Consider the following 21,430-nt stretch of genomic DNA (forward strand, 5'->3'; position numbering starts at 1 on the left):
ACCCCTCCGGCCATCGTCCATAATGGTCTGTGTGACGAGCAGCACTCTTACCCCCACGGCCACCGCGCCCGTAGTGAACCGACCCAACCCGGTCGCGGTCGGAACGATCGTCTGGCTGGGCAGCGAGGTCATGTTCTTCGCGGGCCTGTTCGCGATCTACTTCACCCTGCGCAGCACCTCCCCGGAGCTGTGGGAGGCCGAGACGAGCATCCTCAACGTGCCGTTCGCGAGCGTCAACACGGTGATCCTGGTCGCCTCCTCGTTCACGTGCCAGTTCGGCGTGTTCGCGGCCGAGCGACTGCAGTCACGCTCCACCGGGCTCAGCCCGTTCAAGTGGGGCATGGTCGAGTGGTTCTTCCTCACCTACGCCCTCGGCGCGATCTTCGTCTGCGGCCAGGTCTTCGAGTACGCGACCCTCGTCTCCGAGGGCGTCAGCCTCTCGAGCAACGCCTACGGCTCCGCGTTCTACCTGACCACCGGCTTCCACGCCCTGCACGTCACCGGCGGGCTCATCGCCTTCCTCCTCGTCATCGGCCGCGCGTTCGCGGTCAAGAACTTCGGTCACAAGGAGGCGACGAGCGCCATCGTCGTCTCGTACTACTGGCACTTCGTCGACGTCGTCTGGGTCGGCCTCTTCGTGGTCATCTACTTCCTGAAGTGATGCGTGCCGCTCCGATGAACTCCTCCACCCCCGACCCCCGCAGGAAGGTTGCCTCGATGGCCTCCCCGAAGACGAAGAGCCGTGCCAAGAAGGGTCGCCGTCACCCTCTCGCCACGCTGGCCCTGATCGCCATCGGCCTCGGTCTCACCGGCGGCACCTACGCGGCCGTCGGAGTCGCCACCTCGGCCTCCGCCGAGACCTCGGCGAACAGCCAGCAGACGATCGACGAGGGCTCGAAGCTCTTCGCCGCGAACTGCGCCACCTGCCACGGCCTCGACGCCGCCGGCACCGACAACGCTCCGTCGCTCATCGGCGTCGGAGCCGCCTCCGTCGACTTCCAGGTCGGCACCGGCCGCATGCCGATGCAGATGCACGGCCCGCAGGCGCTCGAGAAGCCTGTCCAGTTCACCGACGAGCAAGTCGCCGAGCTGGCCGCGTACGTCGCGTCCCTCGCTCCCGGACCCGCCATCCCGACCGGCGAGGTCCTCGACGGCCAGGGCGACACCGCCAACGGCGCCGAGCTCTTCCGCATCAACTGCGCCATGTGCCACAACGTCGCCGGAGCGGGCGGCGCGCTGACCGAGGGCAAGTTCGCTCCCCCGCTCGGCGGCGTCACCGAGGCGCACATCTACGAGGCGATGGTCACCGGCCCGCAGAACATGCCGGTCTTCAACGACCTGAACATCTCGCCCGAGGACAAGCGCGACATCATCTCGTACCTCAAGTACCTCGAGGCGAACCCGTCCCCGGGCGGATTCGCGCTCGGCTCCCTCGGGCCGGTCGCGGAGGGCCTCTTCCTCTGGATCTTCGGCCTCGGCGCGATCGTCGCGCTCACGGTGTGGATCACCGCCCGCTCGAACTAGTAGACATCAGCGCCCTGACGGGCGTGACAACCCCCACGGCCCCGTACGGAGCCGATAGGCGTGAAAAGGAGAACCATGGCAGAGCACGATGAGGGTGGCACGGACCTCGCCACCTCGTCGGCCACCGGGCACGGTTCGGCTCCGGCCGGCACCGCGGTCGTCACGCGGGGCCGGGTCCAGGACCCGGGCCTCCCGCCGCACCGCCCCCGGATGACCGATCTCGACCCCAAGGTCGAGAAGCGTGCCGAGCGCACGGTGTACACGCTCTTCTACCTCTCCTTCGCGGGATCCCTGTTCGCGGTCGCCGCGTACATGGCCTTCCCCATCACGGAGGAGATCGAGTCCGTCCGCCTGAACACGCTGTTCATCGGACTGGGCATGTCCCTCGCCCTCCTCGCGATCGGCATCGCGGCTGTCCACTGGGGCAAGCAGCTGATGTCGGACCACGAGGGCATCGACATCCGCCACCCGGTCCGCTCCTCCGAGGACACCCGCGCGCGTGCGCTCGAGATCTTCGACCAGTCCGACAAGGAGTCCGGCTTCGGTCGGCGCTCGGTCATCCGCAACAGCCTGATCGCGTCGCTCGTCGTGTTCCCGCTGCCCGCGGTCATCCTGTTCCGCGGCCTCGGCCCGCAGGACCAGAACCCCGTCGCACTCCTCAAGACCACCATGTGGAAGGAGGGCACCCGGCTCACGCTGGACCCCTCCGGTGCCCCGATCCTCGCGTCGGACGTCACCCTGGGCTCCGCCTTCCACGTGATCCCCGAAGGCCTCGACCAGGTCGAGGGCAAGCTCGAGGAGAAGGCCAAGGCCTCCGTCCTCCTGATGCGCCTGAAGCCCGAGGACCTCGTCGTCAGTGAGGGTCGCGAGACCTGGAACTACGACGGAATCGTCGCCTATTCGAAGATCTGCACGCACGTCGGCTGCCCTGTGGCGCTGTACGAGCAGCAGACCCACCACCTGCTGTGCCCGTGCCACCAGTCGCAGTTCGACATCAAGCACGAGGCTGCCGTCATCTTCGGCCCGGCGAAGCGCCCGCTTCCGCAGCTGCCCATCACCATCGACGACGAGGGCTACCTGGTCGCGCAGAGCGACTTCACGGAGCCCGTCGGACCGTCCTTCTGGGAGCGATGACTCACATGTCCACCACCACACCGTCACGACCCGCGTCGTCGCCCCAGGGCGACGGCGACGGCGTCATCCTCGGCAGCGGCAAGCTTCAGAAGGGCTACGTCGGAGCCGCATCGAACTACATCGACGAGCGCACGAGCATCTCGGCCGTCGTCAAGGAGTTCGGCCGCAAGATCTTCCCCGACCACTGGTCCTTCCTCCTCGGCGAGGTCGCGCTCTACAGCTTCGTCATCATCCTGCTGTCGGGCACCTTCCTCACGTTCTTCTTCCAGGCCTCCATGGTCGAGACGCACTACGAGGGCAGCTACCTGCCGATGAAGGGCATCGAGATGTCCGCGGCGATGGCCTCGTCGCTCGACATCTCGTTCGACATCCGCGGCGGCCTGCTGATGCGCCAGATCCACCACTGGGCGGCACTGCTGTTCGTGGCCTCGATCGGCCTGCACATGCTCCGCATCTTCTTCACCGGTGCGTTCCGCAAGCCGCGCGAGCTCAACTGGGTCATCGGCTTCGTCCTCTTCATCCTCGCGATGGCCGAGGGCTTCACCGGCTACTCGCTCCCCGACGACCTGCTCTCGGGCAACGGCCTCCGCATCATCGACGGCATGGTCAAGGGCATCCCGATCGTGGGCACCTGGATCTCGTTCCTGCTCTTCGGCGGCGAGTTCCCGGGCACCGACATCGTCGGCCGCCTGTACACCCTGCACATCCTGCTCCTGCCGGCGCTGGTGCTCGCGTTCATCGCGCTGCACCTCGTGTTCGTGGTCGTCCACAAGCACACCCAGTTCCCCGGTGCGGGCAAGACCGAGCAGAACGTCGTCGGCTACCCGGTCCTCCCGGTGTACGCCGCCAAGGCCGGTGGGTTCTTCTTCATCGTCTTCGGTGTCGTCGTCCTCATCGCGTCGCTGTTCACGATCAACCCGATCTGGAACTACGGCCCCTACGACCCCTCGCCCGTGTCCGCCGGCACCCAGCCCGACTGGTACATCGGCTTCGCGGACGGCGCGCTGCGCCTCGTTCCGCCGGGACTCGAGTGGGCCATCCCGGGCATCGGCACGCTGTCGTTCAACATCCTCATCCCGCTCGTCGGCCTGGGTCTGTTCATCGTCGCGGTCATGCTGTACCCGTTCCTCGAGGCCTGGATCACCGGTGACAAGCGCGAGCACCACCTGCTCGACCGCCCGCGCAACGCCGCCACCCGCACCGCGATCGGCGCCGCCGGAGTGACGTTCTACGCCGTCCTCTGGGCCGCGGCGTCCTCCGACATCATCGCCACGCACTTCCACCTCACGATGGAAGGCGTCATCCACGCCCTGCAGTTCAGCCTGATCGCCGGCCCCTTCATCGCGTACTTCATCACGAAGCGCATCTGCCTCGCCCTGCAGAAGAAGGACCGCGAGATCGCTCTGCACGGCTTCGAGTCCGGCCGCATCGTCCGCCTCCCCGGCGGTGAGTTCATCGAGGTGCACCAGCAGCTCGACGAGTACGAGCGCTGGAAGCTGGTCAGCCAGGACGAGTACGAGCCGCTGATGATCCGCCCGGACTCGCGTGGTCGCATCACCGCCCCGCAGCGCGTCCGTGCCGGCCTCTCCCGCTGGTTCTTCGAGGACCGCATCACCCCCGTCACCCAGAAGGAGCTCGAGAGCTCGCACAGCGAGCACTGACCTCCTTCCCCGAAGGGCCCGGACGATCCGTCGTCCGGGCCCTTCGTCGTCCCCGGGCTGGTCCTCCGCGCCCACCGCTGCCTGGTCACGATCGACCCCAGAACGAGCGGCGCATCCTCCTCGTCACGGCGCCGGTTCCGTCCTGCGAGGACGCGACGGGTTCGTGAGGAGGACCGCGGCCCCCGTTCTCACGTCGTCGGGCCGCGCCGAGGCGGCAGTGGCGGCCGAGCGCCCCGCGCGTCGACGATGTCGACGTCGGCGCAGTCGACGATGTCGACGTCGGCGCAGTCGACGCGCAGCTCGAGGTCGGAGTGCGCGACGGGAGGAGGAACGGGCTGCGTAGTTCGGGCCACTCGCCCCCTCGCCTCTCCCCCGGCGCCTTCCCGTGCGATCCGTCGCCGAAGACGGTCATGCACTGGAACGAGTGCAGCTTCGCTGCAGCTACTCTCCGGATCCTCGCGGTCACGAACCGGCTGGTCCTGCCACGACACCTCCGACAGGCACGAGCGGAGAGTCCTGCTCACGTGAAGACCCATCAGATCAGCGACGTCGCCCTCGCACCGGAGCGGGTTCCGAGCCGTCCCGCCGCCGGCCGACAGCAAGGTCGTGCTCGCACGAGCCGTTCGCAGCGCGAACGGGGAAACGCGCGAGAGATCGACGTCGGAGCCTTGCTCGCGGCCATCGAGCGAAGTCAGGGCCGGGACGACGAGTCTGCTCAGGAAGGCAGGCGATGAGTCGAGCTCTCCCGACTCCGGGTCCTGCATCTCCGATCGGGTCAGGGGCTTCGAGGACGCCGCCGTCAAGTGCAACGGATCGCCCCGCTCCGTATCGGGCCCTCTGAGGCAACTGAAACCCGTCGGACGTCCCTTCGCCCCGCTCGACCGCACCCGCGCGCGGCAGCCGTCGAGGCGCCACAGGAGCCGTTCCGCGGGCTGTGGCCCCTGCGTCCGGGGCCGCCCCTCCCCGTCGTGCTGCGACCGACAGCCCGCGCTCGTGCGCAGTGGTGATCGCACGCCGCAGGCCGCCCTGGAACGCGCGCAGACGCCGCTCAGCGCAGCAGAAAGGCCGGGTGCCGTGGGCTGTCGCCCACCGCACCCGGCCCTCTGCCGGAGTCCTCCGCCTAGCGCGCGAAGTATCCGCGGTAGTACTCGTACACCCAGCCCGTGATCGAGATCAGGAAGATCCCGGCCGCGATGTAGGTGATCCAGATGCCGACGGCGAGGCCGAGGAAGGCGAGCGCCGCAGCGCCGGCCAGGATCAACGGCCACCAGCTCCAGGGGCTGAAGAAGCCCAGCTCGGGGTCCCCGTCGTCGATGTCGGCGTCGAGGCGGTCCTCGGGCAGCTCGGCGCCCTGCGCCTTGTGCACCCGGCCGACGTAGAACGCGATGAACGCGCCCAGCACGGCCGAGAGGAAGATGCCGACGGTGCCGACCCACTCCACCTGCTCGGTGTCGATGAGGGACCACGTCGTGTATGCGACGCCCGCGAGGAGGAAGAAGCCGGCCAGGAGCCAGAACAGATTGACGTTGGCGCGCATGGCCCTACTTCACCGTGCCTTCGGACTTGTCGTATGTGGGGGCGTCCGGAGCGTCCTTCGCCGGACCGATTCCGACGGGGATGCCGGCCTCGGGGTGGTTCAGGTCGAAGGCCGGAGCCTCGCTGCGGATGCGCGGGATGGACGTGAAGTTGTGACGGGGCGGCGGGCAGGAGGTCGCCCACTCGAGCGACCGCGAGAAGCCCCACGGGTCGTTCACGGTGACCTTCGGCGCCTTGCGAGCCGTGATGTACACGTTGAGGAAGAACGGGATCAGCGAGACCGCGAGGATCATCGCTCCGACCGTCGACAACTGGTTCATCCAGGTGAAGCCGTCCTCCGGGAGGTAGCTCGCGTAGCGGCGGGGCATGCCCACGACTCCGAGCCAGTGCTGGATGAGGAAGGTGGTGTGGAAGCCGATGAACAGCAGCCAGAAGTGCCACTTGCCCAGCGTCTCGTTGAGCATCTTGCCGGTCCACTTGGGCCACCAGAAGTAGAAGCCCGAGAACATCGCGAAGACGACGGTGCCGAACACCACGTAGTGGAAGTGCGCCACGACGAAGTACGAGTCCGAGACGTGGAAGTCGAGCGGAGGCGAGGCCAGGATGACGCCCGTGAGCCCGCCGAAGGTGAAGGTGATCAGGAAGCCGATCGCCCAGATCATCGGGGTCTCGAAGGTGACCGACCCGCGCCACATGGTGCCGATCCAGTTGAAGATCTTCACGCCGGTCGGAACCGCGATGAGCATCGTCATCAGCGAGAAGAACGGCAGCAGGACGGAGCCGGTGACGTACATGTGGTGCGCCCATACGGTCACGGACAGCGCCGCGATCGCGATGGTCGCGTAGATCAGCGTCTTGTAGCCGAAGATCGGCTTGCGGCTGAACACCGGGAAGACCTCGGAGACGATGCCGAAGAACGGCAGGGCGATGATGTACACCTCGGGGTGGCCGAAGAACCAGAAGAGGTGCTGCCAGAGCAGGACGCCGCCGTTGGCCGCGTCGTAGATGTGCGCGTCGAACACGCGGTCGGCGCCGAGCGCGAACATGGCCGCGGCGAGGACAGGGAAGGCCAGCAGCACGAGGATCGACGTCACGAGGATGTTCCACGTGAAGATAGGCATGCGGAACATGGTCATGCCCGGTGCGCGCATCGTGATGATCGTCGTGATGAAGTTCACCGCGCCGAGGATCGTGCCGAAGCCGGAGAGGCCGAGTCCGAAGACCCACAGATTGCCGCCGAGCCCTGGCGAGAACGTCGTGCTCGAGAGTGGCGCGTAGGCGAACCATCCGAACGACGCGGCGCCCTGGGGGGTGACGAAGCCGGCGACGGCGATCAGCGAGCCGAAGCTGTAGAGCCAGTAGGCGAACGCGTTGAGCCGCGGGAACGCGACGTCGGGTGCGCCGATCTGCAGCGGCATGAGGACGTTGGCGAAGCCGGCGAAGAGCGGCGTCGCGAACATCAGCAGCATGATCGTGCCGTGCATCGTGAAGAGCTGGTTGTACTGCTCGCGCGTCTCGACGACGGCCAGACCCGGCTCGAACAGCTGGGCGCGGATGACGAGGGCCATCACTCCCGCGATGCAGAAGTAGATGAACGAGGTGATCAGGTACATGTACCCGATGACCTTGTGGTCGGTGGACGTCATCCAGCGAACGAGGACGTTCGCCTTGCGCTCGACGGGGGGTGTTCCGAAGGTGCGGGACGACGGGGCGGGTGCGGTGGCGGTGCTCATGCTCCCCTACTCCTCGTTCTCGGTGCGGACCGGCGCACCGGTTCCGGGAAGGTTGCTGTTGCGGTCGTACTCGGCGCCCAGCTGGCCGGTCTGGCCCGCGTCGCGGAGCGACTGGATGTAGTCGTCGTAGGTGTCGCGATCGACGACCTCGACGTTGAAGAGCATCGCGGAGTGGTACTCGCCGCAGAGCTCGGCGCACTTGCCGGCGTACGTGCCCTCCTTGAGCGGCGTGACGTACATGTAGTTCGTCTTGCCGGGGATCATGTCCTTCTTGTAGAGGAAGTCCACGACCCAGAACGAGTGGATCACGTCGCGCGCGTCGAGCTGGATCTTGATCTTCTCGCCCACGGGCAGGTACAGCGTCGGCACCTCGGACTCGACGAGCGAGCCGTTCGCGTCGCCGTCGGCACCCTCGTACTGGCCCTGGATGCCCGCCGAGTAGACGTCCTCGTCGACGTAGTTGAAGTCCCACGCCCACTGCTTGCCGTAGACCTGGATGGTCTCGTCGGGGTTCTCGTAGGGCTCCTCGATCGCGGCCTGGTCGCGCGCCGTGAAGGCGAAGAAGCCGATCACCAGGATCAGCGGCACGATCGTGTAGAAGATCTCGATCGGCATGTTGTAGCGCAGCTGCACCGGGAGGCCCGTCTGGCCCTTGCGGCGGCGGTACACGACGACGGCCCAGATCGTGAGCCCCCACGTGACGACGCCGACGGCGAGGAGAACGATCCAGGAGGTGACCCAGAGTCCGATGACCCGGTCGACGTGGTTCGTCGTTCCGGGTTCGGTGGGGAGCCAGCCCTGGAGCTGCTCCTGCGTGCAGCCCGCGAGAACGAGGGCGAGGGCTCCTGCAACGGGTGCAGCGACCCATCTGCGGATTCGGCGATTGAAGCGCACCGGTGACCTTTCGGAAGACTGGGGACCAGTTCACACGAAACTGTATTAGACCGGCTCCAGCCTACCTTCCCCCCGGCGGCCGGAGTGCACGGGACACCGCTCTTGACCTCCGGGCCCGACGGTGCGACGGACGACGAACGGCGCCCGACGAGCCGCAGATGCAAGCCGTCGGACGCCGTCCGGAGGAGCGGGAGCGGCGTGTCGCCGCTCGAGCGTCAGTGGAAGCTGTCGCCGCAGGCGCAGCTGCCGCCCGCGTTGGGGTTGTCGATGGTGAAGCCCTGCTTCTGGATGGTGTCCTCGAAGTCGATGGAGGCGCCATCGAGGTAGGGGACGCTCATCTTGTCGACGACGAGGCCGACTCCCTCGAACTCGACCGCCGCGTCGCCCTCGAGGGTGCGCTCGTCGAAGTAGAGCTGGTAGATGAGGCCGGAGCAGCCGCCGGGCTGCACGGCGACGCGCAGGCGCAGGTCGTCTCGACCCTCCTGCTCGAGGAGGCTCTTCACCTTGGCGGCGGCGACGGGGGTCATCGAGACGCCGTGCGCCGCGGTCGTCTGGTCGACGGTCAGTGTCGTGTCGGACATGTCACTCCTCGAGAGGTCGGTGCGTGATAGACGGCGTGATGCCTGTCGATTCTACGGGGGCAACCGCTAGGTGCGGCCGGGTATTCCGGATCCACCCGCGGTCAGTCCCGGTGGGCGGCGGCGCGCAGGAGGAAGAGCGCCTCCGTCTGGGCCGCGCGCTTGAAGACGCCGAGGTGCAGCGACTCGTTCGGACTGTGCGCGCGGGAGTCCGGGTCCTCGACGCCGGTCACCAGGATCTGGGCGGCGGGGAACTCGCGCACGAGGTCGGCGATGAAGGGGATGCTGCCTCCCGCGCTGGTCTCGAGCGCCGCACGGCCCCACGCGTCGGCCATCGCCTCCTTGACCAGGCCCACGGCCCAGCCCGAGGTGTCGACGAGGAAGGGCTCCCCCGTGTCGACGTCCTCGATGGCGAGGTGCGCACCGAACGGGGCGTGGGCGCGCAGGTGCCGCTCGAGCGCCGTGAAGCCCTCCGGCGCCTCCTGTCCGGGCGCGATCCTGGCGCTGATCTTCACGCGCACCGACGGGCTCAGGGTGTTCGACGCGTCGACGACGCTCGGCGCGTCGATGCCGGTCACGGTGATCGACGGCTTCGACCAGATCCGCGAGAGGAAGGGTCCGGAGCCGATCGGCGAGACGCCGTCGAGCAGGCCCGCATCGCGCCGGAGCTCGTCCTCGCTGATCTCGGGGACGGCGCCGTCGTGCTCGCGCAGCCCCTCGACGGCGACGGAGCCGTCCTCGTTCCAGAGCGTGGACAGCAGGCGCACCGTCGCGAGCATCGCGTCCGGGACGGCGCCGCCGAGCATCCCGGAGTGCGAGGCGTGCTCGAGTGTGCTCACGGTGAGCGTGAAAGTGACGTTCCCGCGGAGGCCGACGGTCAGCGACGGAGTGTCGACGTCCCAGTTGTCGCTGTCGGCGACCACGATCACGTCCGCGCGCAGGGCGTCGTGGTGCTCGCGGAGGAACGTCGGGAACGAGCGGGAGCCGAACTCCTCCTCGCCCTCGATGAAGAGCACGAGGCCGAGGTCGTGGTCGTCGCCCGCCACCTCGCGCAGCGCGCGCACGGCGGCGAGGTGCGACACCACTCCGGCCTTGTCGTCGGCGGCGCCGCGCCCGTAGAGCCGGTCGCCGCGGACGGTCGGCTCGAAGGGCGGCGTCTGCCACGCCGACTCCGCGCCCTGGGGCTGCACGTCGTGGTGCGCGTAGAGGAGGACGGTCGGAGCGCCGTTGCGGGCGGCGCGCGTCGCGAGCACCGCCGGCTGCCCGAGGACGCCAGAGTCGCCGATGGTGGAGCGGCGGATGGAGACGTCCTCGAAGGCGCCGGTCTCCCGGGCGAGCTCGGCGATCGCCTCGGCGCTCGCGGCCACCCGCGTCGCGTCGAAGCCGTCCCACGAGACGGAGGGGATGCGCACCAGGCGGCCGAGCTCGGCGAGCGAGCGGGGCAGGTCGTCGCGGACCGCGGCCAGGACCGCCTCCTCGGCTGCTGGGAGAGTGGACGTCGGAGTCGGAGCGTCGTGAGCCATGCGGGTAATCTTAAGAGACCCTCGATTCCAAGGACGTTCACCGTGGCCAAGCACCCGATCGCAACCGACACGCCAGACGACGCCGACTCCGCGCCGGCGACCGGCAAGGGGCGGCCGACGCCCACCCGGCGCGAGCGGGAGCTCGCCAACCAGCGGCCGCTCGTGACGACCGACCGCAAGCAGGCCGCGCGCGACGCCCGCGAGAAGGCCGCCGTGGCCCGCGAGCAGGCCCGCATCGGACTTGCCGCGGGAGACCAGCGCTACCTCCCGCTTCGCGACAAGGGTCCGCAGCGCAAGTTCGTCCGCGACTACGTGGACGCGCGCTACAGCCTCGGCGAGTTCCTCATCCCCGTGATGGTCGTGGTGCTGCTGCTCAGCTTCTTCCCGCAGCCCGAGCTTCAGTACGTGACCCTGATCGTGCTCTGGGCCTTCTTCGTCGTGGCGGTCATCGACTGCCTCCTGCTGGGCCTGCGCCTGCGCAAGAAGCTGGGCGAGCGCTTCGGCACCGACAAGGTCGAGAAGGGCATCCGCTGGTACGCCGCGATGCGCGCCCTCCAGCTGCGCGTCATGCGCCTCCCCAAGCCCCAGGTGAAGCGCGGGCAGTTCCCGGAGTGAGCGCTGCGCGCTCATTTCGGGAACTGGTGCTCGCTTGCTCGGCCTCCGGCCTCACCGCAGGCGGCTGAGCAGGGGGTGCGTTCCAGGGAGCTGCGGAGCAAGGCGGGCGCCTCTCACCCCGCGACGACCCGCCGGGTCGAGCACACGCCCAGCCGGAACGCTGCGGAGCCGCCGCCGCAGGTCCGGTGCTCGGCCTCCCGGCCCGGTGATGCCCTCGAGGCGAACCGTTGATTCGCGTGCGAGCGGATCGTCGCAGCCGAACGCGAGCACACCCCGCAATCGCGGCTCAGGACCGATTGATCGCCCGGGCCCAGAGGGGGCCCTCGTAGATGAAGGCCGTGTAGCCCTGGACCAGCGTGGCGCCGGCGGCGAGGCGCTCCCGCACGTCGGCTGCGGTCTCGACGCCGCCGACCGAGATGACGCAGAACGATTCGGGGACGACTCCTCGGATCACTCGGAGGACGGCGAGCGAGCGCGCGGCCAGTGGCGCGCCCGACAGGCCGCCCGCACCGGCGGCGTCGACGACGGAGGCGGTCGTCTCGAGGCCATCGCGGGACAGCGTCGTGTTCGTGGCGATGATGCCGTCGAGCCCGAGGCGCACGGCCAGCTCCGCGACGCGGACGACCTCGTCGTCGGACAGGTCCGGGGCGATCTTCACGAGCAGCGGAGTCGCGTCGGCCGCGTCCTTCACCGCCCCGAGCAGGGGTTCGAGCTTGTCGATCTCCTGCAGGCCGCGGAGCCCGGGAGTGTTGGGCGAGCTGACGTTGACGACCAGGTAGTCGGCCAGCGGCGCGAGCATCCGCGCACTGACCAGGTAGTCCTCGACGGCGTCGTCGACGCTGACCACGCGGCTCTTGCCGATGTTGACGCCGATGACGGGGCGTCCGCCCACGCCGCGGAGGCGAGCGAGCCGACCGGCGGCCGCGCGCGCTCCGCTGTTGTTGAAGCCCATACGGTTGATCAGCGCGCGATCCGCGACGAGGCGGAACAGGCGCGGCCGGTCGTTGCCCGGCTGCGGACGCGCGGTCAGCGTGCCGACCTCGACGTGCCCGAAACCGAGGGCTCCGAGCCCGAGGACGGCGGTCGCGTCCTTGTCGAAGCCTGCGGCCACTCCGAACGGGGTGGCGAACCGCAGTCCGAGCGTCTCGACCGAGCGGTCCTCCTTCGGGAGCGTGAAGCGCCGGACGACGGGTGCGACGATCCCCAGCGCCCGGATGACCGGGAAGGCGAGGTGGTGCGCGCGCTCGGGGTCGAGGCGGCGCAGGACGGTCCTGAACAGGACCGGGTAGATCGCGGGCATCAGAGCTCGCCTCCCTGCACGGCCTCGGTGCGCTCGGCACGCAGGAGGGTGATGGCCGATTCGAAGTCGTCGAGCGAGTCGAACGCCTGGTAGACGCTCGCGAAGCGGAGGTAGGCCACCTCGTCGAGCTCGCGCAGCGGCGCCAGGATCGCGAGGCCGATGTCGTTCGCGTCGATCTGCGACGCTCCCGTCGAGCGGATGCTCTCCTCCACGCGCTGAGCGAGCACCGCGAGGTCGGAGTCCGTCACGGGACGGCCCTGGCACGCCTTGCGCACTCCGCTGACGATCTTCTCGCGGCTGAACGGCTCCACGACTCCGCTGCGCTTGATCACGACGAGGCTGGCGGTCTCGGTGGTCGAGAAGCGGCGGCCGCAGGACGGGCACTGCCGGCGGCGCCGGATCGAGAGGCCGTCGTCGCTGGTGCGGGAGTCGATCACCCGGGAGTCGGGGTGCCGGCAGAACGGGCAGAACATCGGGAGGTGCCTCTCGGTCAGGCGAAGCGCGCGTCGACGGCGTCCCCGTGCGCGGGGAGCGCCTCGGCGTCGCTGAGCGCGCGGATGTGCGGGGCGACGCGCTCGAGGGCGGAGCGGTCGTAGCTGATGAGCTGCTGCGGGCGCAGGAACGTGTAGGCGCCGAGCCCGGAGGAGAAGCGCGCCTGACCCAGGGTCGGCAGCACGTGGTTCGACCCGGCCAGGTAGTCGCCGAGGCTGACCGGCGAGGTCGGCCCGAGGAAGATCGCGCCCGCGTCGCGGATGCGGGCGGCGGTGGCGGCGGGATCGGCGGTGTGCAGCTCGAGGTGCTCGGGGCCGTAGGCGTCGCTGAAGGCGCAGGCGGTCTCGAGGTCGTCGACGATCACGAGGGCCGATTGAGGCCCGTCGAGGGCGATCGCCACGCGCGCGGAGTGCGTGGTCGACGCCGCCTGCCGCTCGATCTCCGCGCCGACCGCGCGGGCCAACTCGGCGTCGTCGGTGACCAGGACCGCCGAGGCGGCCTCGTCGTGCTCGGCCTGGCTGACCAGGTCGGCGGCGATCAGGCGGGGATCCCCCGTGGAGTCGGCGATCACGAGGATCTCCGTCGGACCGGCCTCGGAGTCGATCCCGACCTGTCCGAGCACCTGCCGCTTCGCGGTCGTGACCCAGATGTTGCCGGGGCCGGTGATCATGCCCACCGGCTCGAGGCCGATCGACTCGACGCCGTAGGCCAGGGCGGCGACCGCGCCCGCGCCTCCGGCGGCGTACACCTCGTCGATGCCCAGCAGGCCCGCAGCCGCGAGGATCGTCGGGTGGACCGCTCCGTCGAACGCCTTCTGCGGCGGGGAGACGATGGCGATGGACTCGACGCCCGCGATCTGCGCGGGCACGGCGTTCATGACGACGCTCGACGGGTACACGGCCTTGCCGCCGGGGACGTAGAGGCCTGCGCGGGCGATCGGGGCCCAGCGCTGGACGACGGTCGCCCCGTCGTCCAGGACGGTGGTGCGCTCGGGCGGGACCTGCGCCGCGCTCGCCCGGCGCACGCGCGAGATCGCCTCGTCGAGGGCGGAGCGGATCGCGGGATCGAGGTCGCGGACGGCGGCCGCGATCTGCTCGGCCGGCACGCGCAGGTGCGGCGGACGGACTCCGTCGAGGCGCTCGGACTGGTCGAGGAGCGCCTCGGCGCCGCGCGCCCGGACGTCGGCGATCAGCTCGGCGACGACCGGACCGACGTCGGCGGAGGTGCCCGGGTTGCGCGGCACGAGGGCGAGCAGCTCGGCGGCGGAGGGACGACGGCCGCGGAGGTCGAGAGTCTGGATCATGGCCGCCCCAGTCTACCGGCCGCCCTCCCCGCCCTCCGGCGCTCCTGCCGTGCGAGACCGCTCCGTGAAGGCGACCGCGGCCCGCCGCCCGCCACGTCTCGCGCCGAACCCCGGCCAGGAGTGGAACGTCGCCGCCGACGTGCGCCCCCGCCGACGCCCGGTCGACCGTCGGCCGCTGCGCCGTCCGGCGGGGTACACCACGTCCGCTTCGCAGGCGCAACGGTCTCGATACGCCGCTCCGCGCCTACTCGACCAGCAGAAGGCCCTCACTCGACCAGCAGGGAGCCCCCACTCGACCAGCAGGGAGCCGCTGCTCGACCAGCAGGGAACCGCCAGCGCTACCCGCCCGTCAGAGAGGGCAACCCGCGCCGCCGCAGGCGCGCCTCCCCCACCTCTCGCCACCTCCGAGGCGAACCGCCGATCCGCGTCCCAGCGGATCGCCGTAACCGAACGCACCCCGCTCCCCGGACCGCACCCCGTCGCGAAGCCGACCGCGCGAAGCCGGGCAGGGACCGGCTTCGAATTCAATACAGGCAGTTCGGTCCGAGCAGGCTCTTGAGCTCGCCGAAGAGGTCGGGGGTGATCCGCACCGGGAACGGCACCTCGAAGATGCGCGCCGTGTCGCCCTTGATGAGTTTCAGTCGCACCTCCGTCGCCCCGGAGTGGCGGATGAGCACGTCGCTGAGCTGCGAGACCGTGTCCGTCGTCGCCCGGGCCTCGGGCATCGAGACGGTCAGGGGTCCGGAGTCGCCGTCCTGGCTCATCTCGGGGGCGAAGAGGCTGAACGCGTGCAGGTTCATGCCGTCGTCGCGCATGCTCACCCGTCCCCGCACGACCACGATGGAGTCGTTGGTGAGGGCGGGCGCGAACTCCTGGTACGCCTTGCCCATGAACATGCAGGTGATCTCGCCGCCGAAGTCCTCGACCTGGATCATGCCGTACTGGTTGCCCGAGGTCTTCGCCATGCGGTGCTGGACGCTGGTGACCAAGCCGGCCACGACGACGGTCTCGCCGTCGCCGATCGTCTCCGAGACGAGGAGGTCGGCGATCGTGGTGCTGTAGTGCTTCGCGAGCTCCGTCTCGAGGCCGGCGAGCGGGTGGTCAGAGACGTAGAGGCCGAGCATGTCGCGCTCGAAGGCGAGCTTGTCGCGCTTGGCCCACTCGGGCCGCTCCGGCACCTGGATCGCGGCCTGCGGCTCGTCCCAGAGGCTGTCGAAGTCGAAGCCGACCTGGCCGTTCGCCTCGTTCCGCTTCTCCCCCACTGCGGCCTCGACGGCGTCCTCGTGGATCTCGACGAGCGCACGACGGGTGGACCCGAGCGAGTCGAACGCGCCGGCCTTGATCAGCGACTCGATGGTGCGCTTGTTGGTCGCCTGCATCGGCACCTTGCGGAGGAAGTCGTGGAAGGTCTCGAACCGGCCCTTCTCCTCCCGGGCCGCGCGGATGCCCTCGACCACGTTCGTGCCGACGTTGCGGACGGCGCCGAGCCCGAATCGGATGTCCGTCCCGACGGCGGTGAAGAAGCCGATCGACTCGTTGACGTCCGGCGGGAGCACCTTGATGCCCATCCGCCGGCACTCGTTCAGGTAGGCGGCCATCTTGTCCTTGGAGTCGCCGACGCTCGTCAGCAGCGCCGCCATGTACTCCGCGGGGTAGTGCGCCTTGAGGTAGGCCGTCCAGTACGAGACCACGCCGTACGCGGCCGAGTGCGCCTTGTTGAAGGCGTAGTCCGAGAACGGCAGCAGGATGTCCCACAGCGTCTTGACGGCCTCCATCGAGTAGCCGTTGGCGATCATCCCGCCCGAGAAGCCCTCGAACTGCTTGTCCAGCTCGGACTTCTTCTTCTTGCCCATCGCCCGCCGCAGCAGGTCCGCCTGAGCGAGCGTGAAGCCGGCGAGCTTCTGCGCGATCGACATCACCTGCTCCTGGTACACGATCAGGCCGTACGTGCCGCCGAGCACCTCCGCCAGAGGCTCCTCGAGCTCGGGGTGGATCGGCGTGATCGGCTGCACGCCGTTCTTGCGCAGCGCGTAGTTCGTGTGGGAGTCCGCGCCCATCGGGCCCGGCCGGTACAGGGCGAGGACGGCCGAGATGTCCTCGAAGTTGTCGGGCTTCATCAGGCGCAGGAGCCCGCGCATCGGCCCGCCGTCGAGCTGGAACACGCCGAGGGTGTCGCCCCGGGCGAGCAGTTCGTACGCCGCCGGGTCGTCGAGCTCGAGGTCCTCGAGCACGAGGTCCTGCCCGCGGTTGGCGCGGATGTTGTCGAGCGCGTCGTCGATGATCGTGAGGTTGCGCAGCCCCAGGAAGTCCATCTTGATCAGGCCGAGCGACTCGCACGCGGGGTAGTCGAACTGCGTGACGATCTGGCCGTCCTGCTCCCGCTTCATGATCGGGATGATGTCGAGCAGCGGGTCGCTCGACATGATGACGCCGGCCGCGTGCACGCCCCACTGGCGCTTCAGGTTCTCGAGCCCGAGCGCCGTCTCGAAGACGAGCTTCGCCTGCGGGTCCTCGGCGATGACGTTCCGGACGTCGAGCGCCTCCTTGTACCGGGCGTGCTCGGGGTCGTTGATCCCGCTGAGCGGGATGTCCTTGCCCATGATCGCCGGCGGCATCGCCTTGGTCAGCTTCTCGCCCATCCCGAAGGGGAAGCCGAGGACGCGGGAGGCGTCCTTCAGGGCCTGCTTGGCCTTGATCGTGCCGTAGGTGACGATCTGCGCCACGCGCTCGTCGCCGTACTTCTCGGTGACGTAACGGATGACCTCGCCGCGGCGACGGTCGTCGAAGTCGACGTCGAAGTCGGGCATGGAGACGCGGTCGGGGTTCAGGAACCGCTCGAAGATGAGTCCGTGGCGCAGCGGATCGAGATCGGTGATCTTCATCGCGTACGCCGCCATCGAGCCCGCGCCGGATCCGCGGCCCGGGCCCACGCGGATCCCGTTGCGCTTGGACCAGTTGATGAAGTCGGCGACGACGAGGAAGTAGCCGGGGAAGCCCATCTGCAGGATGACCTGCGTCTCGTAGTCGGCCCGCGCGCGCACCTCGTCCGAGATCCCGTCGGGGTAGCGCTCGCGCAGTCCCGCCTCGACCTCCTTGACGAACCAGGTGTCCTCGGTCTCGCCCTCCGGCACCGGGAAGCGCGGCATGTAGTTCGCGCTGGTGTCGAACTGCACGTCGCAGCGCTCGGCGATCAGGAGCGTGTTGTCGCACGCCTCCGGGTGGTCGCGGAACACCTGGCGCATCTCGCGGGGCGACTTCAGGTAGAACTCGTCGGCGTCGAACTTGAAGCGCTTGGGGTCGTCCAGCGTCGTGCCCGACTGCACGCAGAGCAGCGCCGCGTGCGAGGTCGCGTCGTGCGCGTGCGTGTAGTGGAGGTCGTTCGTGGCGACGAGGGGGAGGTCGAGGTCCTTCGCGAGTCGGATCACGTCGCCGATGACGCGGCGCTCGATGTCGAGACCGTGGTCCATGATCTCGGCGAAGAAGTTCTCCTTGCCGAAGATGTCGCGGTAGTCGGCGGCCGCCTGGCGGGCCTCCTTGTACTGCCCCAGCCGCAGGCGCGTCTGCACCTCGCCGCTCGGGCAGCCGGTCGTGCCGATGAGGCCCTCGGAGTACTGCGAGAGGATCTCGCGGTCCATGCGCGGCTTGAAGTAGTAGCCCTCGATCGACGCCCTCGACGACAGCCGGAACAGGTTGTGCATGCCCGTGGTCGTCGAGCTGAGGAGCGTCATGTGCGTGTAGGCACCCGAGCCGGACACGTCGTCGCCGCCGCCGTCGCCCCAGCGGATCCGGGTCTTGTCCGAGCGGTGCGTGCCCGGCGTCAGGTACGCCTCCGTGCCGATGATCGGCTTGATCCCCGCGGCCGTCGCCGTGCGCCAGAAGTCGAAGGCGCCGAACACGTTGCCGTGGTCGGTGACGGCGATCGCGGGCATCCCCTCCTCGACGGCGGCGTCGATGAGCGGTTTCACCCGCGCGGCACCGTCGAGCATCGAGTACTCGCTGTGCACGTGGAGGTGGACGAAGGAATCGTTACTCGGCAAGGATGCGCCTCCGACGGACTGCGAGCGAGGGGACCGGGGACCCGGGGAGGGTCGTGAACGACCGCGGTGGAAAAGTCTAACCGCGCGAGCGCGGCAGGACGGCGGGGAGCGACGGATCGCTCCCTCCGCTCACTCGCCGCGCAGCACCGCGAGCGCGTGGGCGAGGTCGTCCGGGTAGGACGCCTCGAACTCGACCCACTCCCCCGTGCCCGGATGGGCGAAGCCGAGACGCACCGCGTCGAGCCACTGTCGGGTGAGACCCAGCCGCGCCGACAGCGTCGGGTCGGCGCCGTACATCGCGTCGCCGACGCAGGGGTGGCGCTGAGCGGCCATGTGCACCCGGATCTGGTGGGTGCGACCGGTCTCGAGGTGGACCTCGAGCAGGGAGGCGAACGGGAACGCCTCGATCGTCTCGTAGTGCGTCACCGAGGGCTTGCCGTCGGCCCGCACCGCGAACTTCCAGTCGGAGGAGGGGTGGCGCCCCAGAGGAGCGTCGATCGTGCCGGCCAGCGGGTCCGGGTGGCCCTGCACGACCGCGTGGTAGACCTTCTCGACCGTGCGGTCGTGGAAGGCGCGCTTGAGGCGGGTGTACGCCCGCTCGGACTTCGCGACGACCATGAGACCGCTGGTGCCCGCATCGAGGCGGTGCACGATGCCCGCGCGTTCCGCCGCCCCGGACGTCGCGACCGTGAAGCCCGCCGCCGCGAGGGCGCCGAGCACCGTGGGACCCTCCCAGCCGACGGCCGGGTGGGCCGCCACTCCGACGGGCTTGTCGATGACGACGATGTCGTCGTCGTCGTGGACGATGCCGAGGTCGGGCACGGCGATCGGGACGATGCGCGGCTCCTCGCGGGGAGACCACTCGACCGTGAGCCAGGAGCCGGCGACGACGCGGTCGCTCTTGTCGAGCACGCGGCCGTCGGCGCTCACTCCCCCGGCCTCGGCGACGTCGGCCGCGAAGGTGCGGGAGAAGCCGAGGAGCTTGGCGACGGCCGCGTCCGTGCGCAGGCCGTCGAGCCCGTCGGGGACGGGCAGCGAGCGGGACTGCACCATCAGGCGCCGGTCCGCGGCTCGGAGTCGTGCACGGCGGGCTCCGCGGCCTCGGCGTTCGCCGCCGCCTCGCTCGCCCTCGTCGTGCGCGTGCCGTCGAGGTTCACCCCGCGCAGGCTCAGGACGACGAAGATCGCCATCGCCGAGCAGATCGCGATGTCGGCGATGTTGTAGATCGCCGGCAGGAGCCACGGCGTGTAGAGGAAGTCGACGACGTGCCCGAGGCCGAAGGACGGCTCGCGGAACAGCCGGTCGAACAGGTTCCCCAGCGTCCCGCCGAGCAGGAGGCCGAAGAACAGGGCCCACGCGGAGGAGCGGATGCGGCGGGCGAACCAGATGACGGCGACGACCACGCATGCCGCGATGATCGAGAAGATCCAGGTCGAGCCGCTGGCCAGCGAGAACGCGGCGCCAGGGTTCTTGACGTAGTGGAGGATCAGCACGTCTCCGAGGACGCGGACGTCCTCGCCGAGGGTGAGGTTCGTCGTGACCAGGTGCTTCGCGATCTGATCGATCGCGAACACCGCGAGCGCAACGAGGCCGAGGGTGACGAGCACCCTCGGCCTGACGTTCGCTGCGGTGGTGCTACGCCCCAAAGCCGGGGAACGAGGACGACTCCGCCGAGACCGGCTGGACGTCGAGCTCGCGGAGCTGACCCTCGATGTAGCTCTTCAGCTTCTGGCGGTACTCGCGCTCGAAGGTGCGGAGCTCGTCGATGCGGTGCTCCACGGTCGCGCGCTCCTCGTCGAGCTTCGCGAGCTGCTGGCGCTGCTTCGCCTCGGCCTCGGCGACGAGGCGCGCGGCGGTGGCGCGGCCCTCGGCCACGAGGGCGTCGCGCTTCTCGGCGCCTTCGCGGACGTGCTCCTCGTGGAGGCGGCGCGCGAGCTGCAGCAGACCGCTGGAGCTCTCGGCCTCGTCGACCGGGGCCGACTGGGAGGCGGCAGGAGCAGCGACCGGCGCGGGAGCCGGGGTGGGCTCGGGCTCCGGCTCGGGAGCGGGCGTCTCGTCGACGACAGGAGCCGGAGCGGCCTCACGGGGGGCCGCGTCGCGCGGAGCGTCGGAACCGCCGGAGGCGAGGCTCTGGCGCAGCTCCTCGTTCTCCTGGTTCAGGCGACGCAGCTCCACGACGACCTCGTCGAGGAAGTCGTCGACCTCGTCCTGGTCGTAGCCCTCGCGGAACTTGGTCGGCTGGAACCGCTTATTGACAACATCTTCGGGAGTGAGCGCCATGGCTTTCCACCTTCGATTTCAAGTAGGTACACGTTTATCAACGTTCGACTAAAGCTAGCAACTTCGTGAACGCGGCGCAGTGCGAGCACCGCGGAGAACGTCCGGTCGCCGCCAACGATACAGGGACCAGCGCTGATCCAGGCACCGCCCAGGATGCGCAGAAGGCGGATCCGCCGCAGGGGCGGATCCGCCGAGGGCGTCAGGCGGCCTGGAGCCAGGTCGCGATGTACATGCCGACGATGACGCAGAGCATGGTGAGGCTCCAGCCGAAGTCGAGCGCGATGGGGCCGATCGACACGGGCTTGATGAGCCTGCGGAAGAACGCGATCGGCGGGTCGGTGACCGTGTAGACGGTCTCCGCGGCGACGAGACCGGCTCCGCGGGGGCGCCAGTCTCGTCGGATGACCCGGACCAGGTCGAGCACGAACCTCGCCCACATGGCGAAGAAGTACAGGAGCAGGACGAAGTAGAGGACGCTCCCGAGGAGCGAGAGGACGGAGTTCACCGCGGGCCAGGGCTCCCTGGAGTCAGGACTTCGCGAAGAACGACGCGTCGGCGTCGCTCTCGGCGGAGGCCGAATCGCCGGCGACCGTGATGTGCGACGGCGAGAGCAGGAAGACCTTGCTCGTCACGCGCTCGATCCGGCCGTACAAGCCCTGGGAGAGGCCGCTCGCGAAGTCGATGAGGCGGCGGGCGTCCGCGTCGCTCATCTGCGAGAGGTTGATGATCACGGGGATGCCGTCGCGGAAGTTCTCCGCGATGACCTGCGCGTCGCGGTACTGCTTCGGGTGGACGGTGAGGATCTCGTTCATCTCGGCGT

Annotated in this window: 20 protein-coding genes; 5 read left to right on the plus strand and 15 right to left on the minus strand. The window is 69.4% G+C overall.

Annotation, left to right across the window (positions count from 1 at the left end):
• Positions 1-22 precede the first annotated feature (22 nt).
• From IOC53_RS09305 to IOC53_RS09320, 4 genes are all read left to right on the plus strand, one after another.
• Positions 23-661, plus strand: a complete 639-nt coding sequence (locus IOC53_RS09305) for a heme-copper oxidase subunit III (protein ID WP_207405021.1) — start codon at positions 23-25, stop codon at positions 659-661.
• A 56-nt stretch (positions 662-717) separates the two neighbouring features.
• The gene (locus IOC53_RS09310) at positions 718-1,524 is read left to right on the plus strand and encodes a c-type cytochrome (protein ID WP_207405023.1); all 807 of its coding nucleotides are present in this window, start codon (positions 718-720) and stop codon (positions 1,522-1,524) included.
• 75 nt (positions 1,525-1,599) lie between these two features.
• Positions 1,600-2,658 carry a ubiquinol-cytochrome c reductase iron-sulfur subunit gene (locus IOC53_RS09315; protein WP_207405026.1) on the plus strand — a complete coding sequence of 353 codons (1,059 nt, stop codon included), beginning with the start codon at positions 1,600-1,602 and terminating at the stop codon, positions 2,656-2,658.
• 5 nt (positions 2,659-2,663) lie between these two features.
• Entirely contained in the window at positions 2,664-4,319 is a 1,656-nt protein-coding gene (locus IOC53_RS09320; RefSeq protein WP_207405027.1) for a ubiquinol-cytochrome c reductase cytochrome b subunit, read from the plus strand.
• A gap of 188 nt (positions 4,320-4,507) precedes the next feature.
• On the opposite strand, the gene IOC53_RS09325 is transcribed toward IOC53_RS09320, so the two are convergent.
• The 6 genes from IOC53_RS09325 to IOC53_RS09350 form a co-directional block, all read right to left on the minus strand.
• The gene (locus IOC53_RS09325; protein ID WP_207405029.1) at positions 4,508-4,672 is read right to left on the minus strand and encodes a hypothetical protein; all 165 of its coding nucleotides are present in this window, start codon (positions 4,670-4,672) and stop codon (positions 4,508-4,510) included.
• 767 nt (positions 4,673-5,439) lie between these two features.
• The gene (locus IOC53_RS09330; protein WP_207405031.1) at positions 5,440-5,856 is read right to left on the minus strand and encodes a cytochrome c oxidase subunit 4; all 417 of its coding nucleotides are present in this window, start codon (positions 5,854-5,856) and stop codon (positions 5,440-5,442) included.
• Positions 5,857-5,860: 4 nt separating this feature from the next.
• Positions 5,861-7,588, minus strand: a complete 1,728-nt coding sequence (gene ctaD / locus IOC53_RS09335; RefSeq protein ID WP_207405033.1) for a cytochrome c oxidase subunit I — start codon at positions 7,586-7,588, stop codon at positions 5,861-5,863.
• 6 nt (positions 7,589-7,594) lie between these two features.
• A complete protein-coding gene (gene coxB, locus IOC53_RS09340) occupies positions 7,595-8,482 on the minus strand; it encodes a cytochrome c oxidase subunit II (protein WP_207405035.1) in 888 nt (295 codons plus the stop codon).
• Positions 8,483-8,697: 215 nt separating this feature from the next.
• A complete protein-coding gene (gene erpA / locus IOC53_RS09345) occupies positions 8,698-9,063 on the minus strand; it encodes an iron-sulfur cluster insertion protein ErpA (RefSeq protein WP_207405037.1) in 366 nt (121 codons plus the stop codon).
• 101 nt (positions 9,064-9,164) lie between these two features.
• Entirely contained in the window at positions 9,165-10,583 is a 1,419-nt protein-coding gene (locus IOC53_RS09350; protein ID WP_207405039.1) for a dipeptidase, read from the minus strand.
• A 42-nt stretch (positions 10,584-10,625) separates the two neighbouring features.
• Between IOC53_RS09350 and IOC53_RS09355 the strand changes: the two genes are divergently transcribed.
• A complete protein-coding gene (locus IOC53_RS09355; protein ID WP_307786136.1) occupies positions 10,626-11,198 on the plus strand; it encodes a DUF3043 domain-containing protein in 573 nt (190 codons plus the stop codon).
• Positions 11,199-11,484: 286 nt separating this feature from the next.
• Here the strand turns inward: IOC53_RS09355 and IOC53_RS09360 are convergent, their stop codons facing one another.
• The 9 genes from IOC53_RS09360 to IOC53_RS09400 form a co-directional block, all read right to left on the minus strand.
• On the minus strand, positions 11,485-12,489 hold the full coding sequence (locus tag IOC53_RS09360) for a quinone-dependent dihydroorotate dehydrogenase (RefSeq protein ID WP_207405063.1): 1,005 nt from the start codon (positions 12,487-12,489) through the stop codon (positions 11,485-11,487).
• Between the two features lie 8 nt (positions 12,490-12,497).
• On the minus strand, positions 12,498-12,971 hold the full coding sequence (gene nrdR / locus IOC53_RS09365) for a transcriptional regulator NrdR (RefSeq protein WP_207405041.1): 474 nt from the start codon (positions 12,969-12,971) through the stop codon (positions 12,498-12,500).
• Positions 12,972-12,988: 17 nt separating this feature from the next.
• Positions 12,989-14,293, minus strand: coding sequence for a histidinol dehydrogenase (gene hisD, locus IOC53_RS09370; RefSeq protein WP_207405043.1), 1,305 nt, complete (start codon positions 14,291-14,293; stop codon positions 12,989-12,991).
• 524 nt (positions 14,294-14,817) lie between these two features.
• Positions 14,818-18,279 carry a DNA polymerase III subunit alpha gene (dnaE, locus tag IOC53_RS09375; RefSeq protein ID WP_242683141.1) on the minus strand — a complete coding sequence of 1,154 codons (3,462 nt, stop codon included), beginning with the start codon at positions 18,277-18,279 and terminating at the stop codon, positions 14,818-14,820.
• A gap of 180 nt (positions 18,280-18,459) precedes the next feature.
• Positions 18,460-19,380, minus strand: a complete 921-nt coding sequence (locus IOC53_RS09380; protein ID WP_207405065.1) for an RluA family pseudouridine synthase — start codon at positions 19,378-19,380, stop codon at positions 18,460-18,462.
• A 2-nt stretch (positions 19,381-19,382) separates the two neighbouring features.
• Complete coding sequence (gene lspA, locus IOC53_RS09385) at positions 19,383-19,937, minus strand: signal peptidase II (protein WP_207405047.1); 555 nt, start codon at positions 19,935-19,937, stop codon at positions 19,383-19,385.
• Between the two features lie 28 nt (positions 19,938-19,965).
• A complete protein-coding gene (locus IOC53_RS09390; protein ID WP_207405049.1) occupies positions 19,966-20,610 on the minus strand; it encodes a DivIVA domain-containing protein in 645 nt (214 codons plus the stop codon).
• Positions 20,611-20,809: 199 nt separating this feature from the next.
• Positions 20,810-21,115: a YggT family protein gene (locus IOC53_RS09395; RefSeq protein ID WP_307786137.1), complete on the minus strand. Its 306-nt coding sequence runs from the start codon at positions 21,113-21,115 to the stop codon at positions 20,810-20,812.
• A gap of 22 nt (positions 21,116-21,137) precedes the next feature.
• A partial coding sequence (locus tag IOC53_RS09400; protein WP_207405052.1) for a cell division protein SepF occupies positions 21,138-21,430 on the minus strand: 293 nt, incomplete at its 5' end.

Source organism: Rathayibacter sp. SD072, from assembly GCF_017355185.1.
Classification (GTDB): domain Bacteria; phylum Actinomycetota; class Actinomycetes; order Actinomycetales; family Microbacteriaceae; genus Rathayibacter.